The organism is Rothia similimucilaginosa, from assembly GCF_029850875.1.
Lineage (GTDB): Bacteria > Actinomycetota > Actinomycetes > Actinomycetales > Micrococcaceae > Rothia.
Genome location: NZ_JAOVAM010000013.1, coordinates 1 through 5,546, shown reverse-complemented (window position 1 = coordinate 5,546; position 5,546 = coordinate 1). Strand labels below are relative to the sequence as shown.

Sequence of the window (5,546 nt, the reverse complement as noted above, 5' to 3'; positions counted from 1 at the left end):
TTATCCAAAAACCATACAGTGAACGCAAACAACAAACAACTTCCTGAAAAGTAAGCCTTCAGCCTATTAGTACCAGTCAACTCCACGAGTCTTCAGTCCTCGCTTCCATACCCGGCCTATCAACCTCATCATCTATAAGGAGCCTCACACACCAAAAAGTGCCAGGAAATCTCATCTCGAAACAGGCTTCCCGCTTAGATGCTTTCAGCGGTTATCCCTCCCGAACGTAGCCAATCAGCCATGCACCTGGCGGTACAACTGACATACCAGAGGTTCGTCCGTCCCGGTCCTCTCGTACTAAGGACAGCCTTTCTCAAATTTCCAACGCGCGCAGCGGATAGGGACCGAACTGTCTCACGACGTTCTGAACCCAGCTCGCGTACCGCTTTAATGGGCGAACAGCCCAACCCTTGGGACCGACTCCAGCCCCAGGATGCGACGAGCCGACATCGAGGTGCCAAACCATGCCGTCGATATGGACTCTTGGGCAAGATCAGCCTGTTATCCCCGAGGTACCTTTTATCCGTTGAGCGACGGCCGTTCCACAACGTACCGCCGGATCACTAGTCCCGACTTTCGTCCCTGCTCGACCTGCCAGTCTCACAGTCAAGCTCCCTTGTGCACTTACACTCAACACCTGATTGCCAACCAGGCTGAGGGAACCTTTGGGCGCCTCCGTTACACTTTAGGAGGCAACCGCCCCAGTTAAACTACCCATCAGGCACTGTCCCTGAACCAGATCATGGCCCGAAGTTAGACATCCAGATTGACCAGAGTGGTATTTCAACAACGACTCCACACAAACTAGCGTCCATGCTTCACAGTCTCCCACCTATCCTACACAAGCCAAACCAAACACCAATACCAAACTATAGTAAAGGTCACGGGGTCTTTCCGTCCTGCTGCGCGAAACGAGCATCTTTACTCGTACTGCAATTTCGCCGAGTTCATGGTTGAGACAGTAGGGAAGTCGTTACTCCATTCGTGCAGGTCGGAACTTACCCGACAAGGAATTTCGCTACCTTAGGATGGTTATAGTTACCACCGCCGTTTACTGGGGCTTAAATTCTCAGCTTCGCCACAAAGGCTAACCAATCCTCTTAACCTTCCAGCACCGGGCAGGAGTCAGTCCGTATACATCGTCTTACGACTTCGCACGGACCTGTGTTTTTGATAAACAGTCGCTTCCCCCTGGTCTCTGCGACCCATACACGCTCCGGGCAGCAAGTACCCATCACGCTCAAGGTCCCCCTTCTCCCGAAGTTACGGGGGCATTTTGCCGAGTTCCTTAACCATGATTCTCTCGATCGCCTTAGTATTCTCTACCTGATCACCTGTGTCGGTTTAGGGTACGGGCGGCTAAAACCTCACGCCGATGCTTTTCTCGGCAGCATAGGATCACCAAATCCCCCAAAAACAGGGTCCCATCACGTCTCAGGCACACAGCCGGCGCATTTAACAACCGACAACCCTACACGCTTAGACCACGACAACCATCGCGTGGCTTGGCTACCTTCCTGCGTCACACCTGTTAACACGTTTACCTCCAAAGATCGGGCCCCACAACCCACACAACACACAAACAAAAGCCTGCACATCATGCTTCGCATGGTTAGCATCACAATATCAGTATGGGCGGTTTTTCACCGGTACGGGAATATCAACCCGTTATCCATCGACTACGCCTGTCGGCCTCGCCTTAGGCCCCGACTAACCCAGGGCAGATTAACTTGACCCTGGAACCCTTGATCATCCGGCGGATGAGTTTCTCACTCATCTTTCGCTACTCATGCCTGCATTCTCACTCGCATAGCCTCCACCACTGGTTTACACCGCAGCTTCACCGGCCACACGACGCTCCCCTACCCAACAATCCAAAAAGATCATTGCCACAACTTCGGCGGTGTACTTGAGCCCCGCTACATTATCGGCGCAGAATCACTTGACCAGTGAGCTGTTACGCACTCTTTCAAGGATGGCTGCTTCTAAGCCAACCTCCTGGTTGTCTAAGCAACTCCACATCCTTTCCCACTTAGCACACGCTTAGGGGCCTTAGTTGGTGGTCTGGGCTGTTTCCCTCTCGACAATGAAGCTTATCCCCCACTGTCTCACTGCTACGCTCTCACTTACCGGCATTCGGAGTTTAGCTGACGTCAGTAACCCGTGAAGGCCCATCGGCCATCCAGTAGCTCTACCTCCGGCAAGAAACACGCAACGCTGCACCTAAATGCATTTCGGGGAGAACCAGCTATCACAGAGTTTGATTGGCCTTTCACCCCTATCCACAGCTCATCCCCTCCATTTTCAACTGAAGTGGGTTCGGTCCTCCACGACGTCTTACCGTCGCTTCAACCTGGCCATGGATAGATCACTCCGCTTCGGGTCTAGGTCATGCCACTCAAACGCCCTATTCAGACTCGCTTTCGCTACGGATACCCCACACGGGTTAACCTCGCGACATAACACTAACTCGCAGGCTCATTCTTCAAAAGGCACGCTGTCACCCCAAAAGGCTCCAACGGCTTGTAAGCACACGGTTTCAGGTACTATTTCACTCCCCTCCCGGGGTACTTTTCACCATTCCCTCACGGTACTGATTCACTATCGGTCACTAAGAAGTATTTAGACTTACCAGGTGGTCCTGGCAGATTCACACGAGATTCCACGAGCCCCGTGCTACTCGGGTGGCCACACCACGGACAGAACAATTTCGATTACGGGACTCTCACCCTCTACGGCCGACCATTCCAAGTCGTTCACCTACCATCCTGAACATCATGCCGGCAGCCAGTTAGAACTGCCACTGTGACTCCCACAACCCCCATGATGCAACGCCTAACCGCTATCACACACCACAGGTTTAGTCTCTTCCGCTTTCGCTCGCCACTACTCACAGAATCATTACATTATTTTCTCTTCCTGCGGGTACTGAGATGTTTCACTTCCCCGCGTTCCCCCCAACCAGCCTATACATTCAGCTGGTGGTAACTCACCATGAAGATGAGCCAGGTTTCCCCATTCGGAAATCCTCGGATCACAGCCCAGTTATCGGCTCCCCGAGGCTTATCGCAGATTCACACGTCCTTCATCGGCTCTTAATGCCAAGGCATCCACCGTGTGCCCTTAATAACTTACACACAATCAAGAAAAATAAGAATCTAAAATCAACAATCAAACCAACACAAAAGCATTGATTCAACGCAAATTCCAGAAGATGCTCGCGTCCACTATATAGTTCTCAAACAACAACCCACAACACAACAACAACACAAGAAAACAAATTCTCACATCATCACCATGCCAGGCAAACAAAGGAACAACACACATGTGTTACCCCAAAACCCAACAATGCGCCTCATCCAACCCAAAACCAATATTCCACCCATGAGCAAAACCACCCACCCGACACTCGCGGATAGCATGGCCAACTAAATGTGCTCCTTAGAAAGGAGGTGATCCAGCCGCACCTTCCGGTACGGCTACCTTGTTACGACTTAGTCCCAATCGCCAATCCCACCTTAGACGGCTCCCTCCAAAAAGGTTAGGCCACCGGCTTTGGGTGTTACCAACTTTCGTGACTTGACGGGCGGTGTGTACAAGGCCCGGGAACGTATTCACCGCAGCGTTGCTGATCTGCGATTACTAGCGACTCCGACTTCATGGGGTCGAGTTGCAGACCCCAATCCGAACTGAGACCGGCTTTTAGGGATTAGCTCCACCTCACAGTATCGCAACCCTCTGTACCGGCCATTGTAGCATGCGTGAAGCCCAAGACATAAGGGGCATGATGATTTGACGTCATCCCCACCTTCCTCCGAGTTGACCCCGGCAGTCTCCTATGAGTCCCCACCATAACGTGCTGGCAACATAGAACGAGGGTTGCGCTCGTTGCGGGACTTAACCCAACATCTCACGACACGAGCTGACGACAACCATGCACCACCTGTATACCAGCCCCGAAGGGAAACACCATCTCTGATGCGATCCAGTATATGTCAAGCCTTGGTAAGGTTCTTCGCGTTGCATCGAATTAATCCGCATGCTCCGCCGCTTGTGCGGGCCCCCGTCAATTTCTTTGAGTTTTAGCCTTGCGGCCGTACTCCCCAGGCGGGGCACTTAATGCGTTAGCTACGGCGCGGAAAACGTGGAATGTTCCCCACACCTAGTGCCCAACGTTTACGGCATGGACTACCAGGGTATCTAATCCTGTTCGCTCCCCATGCTTTCGCTTCTCAGCGTCAGTTACAGCCCAGAGACCTGCCTTCGCCATCGGTGTTCCTCCTGATATCTGCGCATTCCACCGCTACACCAGGAATTCCAGTCTCCCCTACTGCACTCTAGTCTGCCCGTACCCACTGCAATACACGGAGTTAAGCTCCGGCCTTTCACAGCAGACGCGACAAACCGCCTACAAGCTCTTTACGCCCAATAATTCCGGACAACGCTCGCGCCCTACGTATTACCGCGGCTGCTGGCACGTAGTTAGCCGGCGCTTTCTCTGCAGGTACCGTCAATCTCTCTTCTTCCCTGCTAACAGAGGTTTACAACCCGAAGGCCGTCATCCCTCACGCGGCGTCGCTGCATCAGGCTTGCGCCCATTGTGCAATATTCCCCACTGCTGCCTCCCGTAGGAGTCTGGGCCGTGTCTCAGTCCCAGTGTGGCCGGTCACCCTCTCAGGCCGGCTACCCGTCGTCGCCTTGGTGAGCCGTTACCTCACCAACAAGCTGATAGGCCGTGAGCCCATCTATAACCACTACATAACGCTTTCCACCAACACCCCATGCGGAGATTGGTCGTATCCGGTATTAGACCCAGTTTCCCAGGCTTATCCCAGAGTTAAAGGTAGGTTACTCACGTATTACTCACCCGTTCGCCACTAATCCACCTAGCAAGCTAGGCTTCATCGTTCGACTTGCATGTGTTAAGCACGCCGCCAGCGTTCGTCCTGAGCCAGAATCAAACTCTCCGTTGAAAAAATAGAAAAGCTTGATAATCTGATCTCAAACAGCGAATCACACACGGGGGTGCGTGACTCAAGCTGACTAAATTTGAAACCATTTGATGATTATCAAATATAAATAAATATTTGGTATTAGTTTCAGTTTCAACCACCATAATGGTGATTTTATTGAACAAAGCACACTATTGAGTTCTCAAGCAACACACCGATTCAACACCTCAACTTACTATTTCAAGCAAGCCTTACCGTTGAACGGTCATTCATGTTATTTCATGATCACCGCGTTCCCGCGGCAACCCAATCAACTATACCAGCGTTTTGTTTGTCATGCAAATCCGTTTTCCGTGATTCACACCACAAAGTTTCTTTCCTAAACTCTTCCACCATCACCAACAAAGCAACCCGGATCTCCTTCAAGCAAGAAACCAAAACACTATACAATTGAAAGCCATTCAAACCGCTTCTGACTAGGAGAAACACCGAAGAAGTTCTTCGTTTTTTCCTCCTCGCCGCGGCGACTCATACAACTATACAGACGCCTAAACACCCATGCAACCTCAAAAAGGGTGAAGTAGACCACAAACA

Annotated in this window: 2 rRNA genes; both read right to left on the bottom strand. The window is 51.6% G+C overall.

The features are described from left to right. Positions 1-46 precede the first annotated feature (46 nt). A 23S ribosomal RNA gene (locus QFX05_RS08280) occupies positions 47-3,137 on the bottom strand. 308 nt (positions 3,138-3,445) lie between these two features. Continuing rightward, positions 3,446-4,973, bottom strand: a 16S ribosomal RNA gene (locus tag QFX05_RS08275). Together the 16S and 23S rRNA genes form the textbook arrangement of a ribosomal RNA operon. Positions 4,974-5,546: the final 573 nt, after the last annotated feature.